Source organism: Yokenella regensburgei ATCC 49455, assembly GCF_000735455.1.
Classification (GTDB): domain Bacteria; phylum Pseudomonadota; class Gammaproteobacteria; order Enterobacterales; family Enterobacteriaceae; genus Yokenella; species Yokenella regensburgei.
The window spans coordinates 1-3,372 of record NZ_JMPS01000003.1 but is presented as its reverse complement, the minus strand read 5'-3'; the positions used below and the strand labels follow the sequence as shown (position 1 = coordinate 3,372).

The window sequence follows — 3,372 nt, the reverse complement described above, 5'->3', positions numbered from 1 at the left end:
GGTTGATAAAGTACTGGCTGAGGGGAGGGCCGTTCGCTGCGGGCGACGGGAGCTTAACATCACCCCCGAGGCGCTGGACATGCTGGCCGCGCGCTATATCCACTGCTCGGCGAACTGGAACGCGGTTCAGCTTAACCCGGCCGGTGAAATTAGCGGCGGTGCGGCGGTGTCGGAAACCATCGGCTTTGTGAATCGCCCGGATGAACGCTGGCGGCGGACGATCTACAACATGGAGGGGAAACGCAATGAAAAATAGAGGATTACTGGCGATAACGTTTCTCGTGCTGCTGGCAGGCTGTCAGGCCAGGGCACCGCAGCCGCTGCAGTCCCGGGAGGCGGCGGAAGGCGACTGGAAGCTGCCTTATGATGAATGGTATTTCTATTTTTTTACACCGTTTGCGCTGTATGCCGATGTAACCGTCGTTCAGATTATCGATGTGGATGGCTATCTGAACCGCTTTTATACCCTCGATACCACGGAAAATGATCCCAATGTGGAAGGTGCATGGTCAGACCGTAATCGTGCTCCTATGATGAATTTTAATAAGGTAAAAAGCTTACCGCAGTACATGATGTTCTGCTGGGACTCGGTTATCGACAAAAAAACCTACGAAACCAGCATCGTCTTCTCGCCGGAGATCTGGCAGCGGATGAAAACACCGGGCGATCATCTTACTAGGGCGGGAGATATTGCGCTGTATAAAAAAATACTGATTGGTCTGGCTCCGGGGGGAAAAGTGCGTCTCTGGCTGCAGGAGTACGGCGATTATCCCAATATCCCCATCATGCCGAATAAAATCATCACCCGCAGCGGCAAAGAGATGAAGTTTTGCCAGGGTATTACCAGTCACCCCAACGGCTACACCTATTTTGCTGAAACGCCAGAGTACATCAAGGGTAAAACCTATCCTTATGGGAGCTGGTAATCATGTTGAAAATAACCACTTATCTGCTGGTTGTGTTGTTGGCAGGCTGTCAGGCCCGGGCACCGCAGCCGCTGCAGTCCCGGGAGGCGGCTGCGGGTGACTGGAAGCTGCCGTATGAATACTGGCAGTTTGTCTTTTTTGCTCCGTTCGCGCTGTATGCCAACGTAACCCTCGCTCAGATTATTGATGTGGATGGCTACCTGAATCGTTTTTATACCCTTGATGCCACAGGAAACGATCCAAAAGTGCAAGGAACCTGGAGTAACTATAGCCGTGGTGCGCTGATGTCTTTCAACAAGGCGAAAAGCCTGCCGCAGTACATGATGTTCTGCTGGGATTCAGTTATTGACAAGAAAACCTACGAAACCAGCATCGTCTTCTCGCCGGAAATCTGGCAGCGGATGAAAACACCGGCGGAACATCTGGACTATGACGGTCATACGGTCTGGTACGATACGCTGGCAATTGGCCTGGCGCCGGAGGGTAAAGTGCGTCTCTGGTTACAGGATGTGGGCGATCACCCTAATATCCCCATCACACCGAATAAAATCATCACCCGCAGCGGCAAAGAGATGAAGTTTTGCCAGGGTATTACCAGCCACCCCAACGGCTACACCTATTTTGCTGAAACGCCGGAGTACATCAAGGGTAAAACTTATCCGTACGGGAGCTGGTGAAATCACTTGCTGATTCAGATAATCCCCCAAACTCCTGTTAAGCGACGCGTTTTCGTCTACGCTTTTCATTCAAGATGATGAAAAGAAGCATAAATCACGAGGATGAGCGAATGGGGATGGCAAAAGGTTTGGCGGCAACTGTCGCACTTCTGGCAGCGGTAACGCTGCCGTTGCAGGCCGCAGAGCCGGTGAAAGTCGGCTCGAAAATTGACACCGAAGGCGCACTGCTCGGCAATCTCATTTTGCAGGTGCTCGACAGCCACGGGGTGAAAACGGTGAACAAAGTTCAGCTTGGCACAACCCCGGTAGTGCGCGGCGCCATTACCTCCGGCGAGCTGGATATCTACCCGGAATACACCGGCAACGGTGCGTTTTTCTTTAAGCAGGAGAACGACCCGGCGTGGAAAAATGCCGAGCAGGGCTACGAAAAAGTGAAAAAACTCGACGCCGAGCAGAATAAACTGGTCTGGCTGACGCCCGCGCCGGCAAATAATACCTGGACCATTGCGGTACGCCAGGATCTGGCGCAGAAGAACAAACTGACGTCGCTTGCCGATCTCAGCCGTTATCTGCAATCGGGCGGCAAGTTCAAGCTGGCGGCCTCGGCGGAATTTATCGAGCGTACCGACGCGCTGCCGGCGTTTGAAAAAGCCTATGGCTTCAAGCTCAGCCAGGATCAGCTGCTTTCGCTTGCGGGTGGTGATACGGCGGTGACTATCAAGGCGGCGGCTCAGCAAACGTCGGGAGTCAATGCGGCGATGGCTTACGGCACCGACGGCCCGGTGGCGGCGCTTGGCCTGCAAACGCTGACCGATCCGAAAGGGGTACAACCCATTTATGCACCCACTCCGGTAGTGCGCGAAGCCGTACTGAAGGCGTATCCGCAGATGGCCGAATGGCTGAAACCGGTGTTTGCCAGCCTCGATGAAAAAACGCTACAGCAGCTTAACGCCAGTATTGCCGTCGAAGGTCGTGATGCGAAGAAGGTCGCGGCTGATTATCTGAAGCAAAAGGGACTGGTAAAGTAACAGGACAGTGACGATTTCATGCCATAACCGGGTAGCCGTGCTGCTGGTGGTGATTGCCATCGCCGCCGCCGCGCTGCCCTTCGTCAACTATGCGCCAAACCGGCTGGTGTCCGGCGAGGGGAGAAGCCTGTGGGATATCTTCTCCTTTAACCCCGTCATTTTGCTGGTTGCCCCCATCGTTTTCCTGCTTTTGACCCTGAGCGCCGAACGCTGGACGACGGGGCTCACCCTGCTACTGGCCGAGCTATTATTTATAGCGCTGTTCTGGGGGGCGGGGCAGGCAGCAGAGGTGCTTGCAGAGTCAGGAACACCGCTTGCGCGAACGTCGGCAGGAAGTGGTCTGTGGCTATGGCTGGCATTGCTTTTGCTGTTGGGGAACGAGGCGATTCGCCGGCTGACCGACAACACACTGTGGCGCTGGCTGCTCAATGCACAGGTGTGGATTGTTCCCTGTTTGCTGCTGTGGTCGGGCAAACTCAACGCGCTCTCTTTGCTAAAAGAGTACGCCAACCGGCAGGAAATTTTTGATAACGCACTGGCGCAGCATCTGACGCTGCTGTTCGGTACGTTGCTGCCAGGTCTTATTATCGGCATCCCGCTGGGGCTGTGGTGTTATCGGCGAACCGCGCGGCAAACGCCGGTGTTTACCGTGCTCAATATCATTCAGACCATCCCTTCGGTCGCACTCTTTGGCCTGCTGATCGCGCCGCTCGCCGGGCTGGTGCAGCATTTTCCGGTGCT

At 54.8% G+C, this 3,372-nt stretch carries 3 protein-coding genes and 2 pseudogenes; all 5 read left to right on the top strand.

The window, feature by feature from the left end:
• Positions 1-256: pseudogene (locus GYRE_RS24680) on the top strand (type VI secretion system tube protein Hcp); the annotation flags it as partial.
• Positions 246-926, top strand: a complete 681-nt coding sequence (locus GYRE_RS00030) for a DUF2931 family protein (RefSeq protein ID WP_038252068.1) — start codon at positions 246-248, stop codon at positions 924-926. The pseudogene GYRE_RS24680 and the gene GYRE_RS00030, both read left to right, overlap by 11 nt.
• 2 nt (positions 927-928) lie before the next feature.
• Entirely contained in the window at positions 929-1,603 is a 675-nt protein-coding gene (locus GYRE_RS00025) for a DUF2931 family protein (protein WP_038252067.1), read from the top strand.
• A gap of 116 nt (positions 1,604-1,719) precedes the next feature.
• The gene (osmF, locus tag GYRE_RS00020) at positions 1,720-2,631 is read left to right on the top strand and encodes a glycine betaine ABC transporter substrate-binding protein OsmF (protein ID WP_373896532.1); all 912 of its coding nucleotides are present in this window, start codon (positions 1,720-1,722) and stop codon (positions 2,629-2,631) included.
• A gap of 7 nt (positions 2,632-2,638) precedes the next feature.
• Positions 2,639-3,372, top strand: a pseudogene (locus GYRE_RS00015) (ABC transporter permease); the annotation flags it as partial.

What these genes read in the sequence shown, in the direction of transcription:
- GYRE_RS00030 (WP_038252068.1), top strand. Translation starts at nt 246, where the DNA reads ATGAAAAATAGAGGATTACTGGCGATAACGTTTCTCGTGCTGCTGGCA.
- GYRE_RS00025 (WP_038252067.1), top strand. Translation starts at nt 929, where the DNA reads ATGTTGAAAATAACCACTTATCTGCTGGTTGTGTTGTTGGCAGGCTGT.
- osmF (WP_373896532.1), top strand. Translation starts at nt 1,720, where the DNA reads ATGGCAAAAGGTTTGGCGGCAACTGTCGCACTTCTGGCAGCGGTAACG.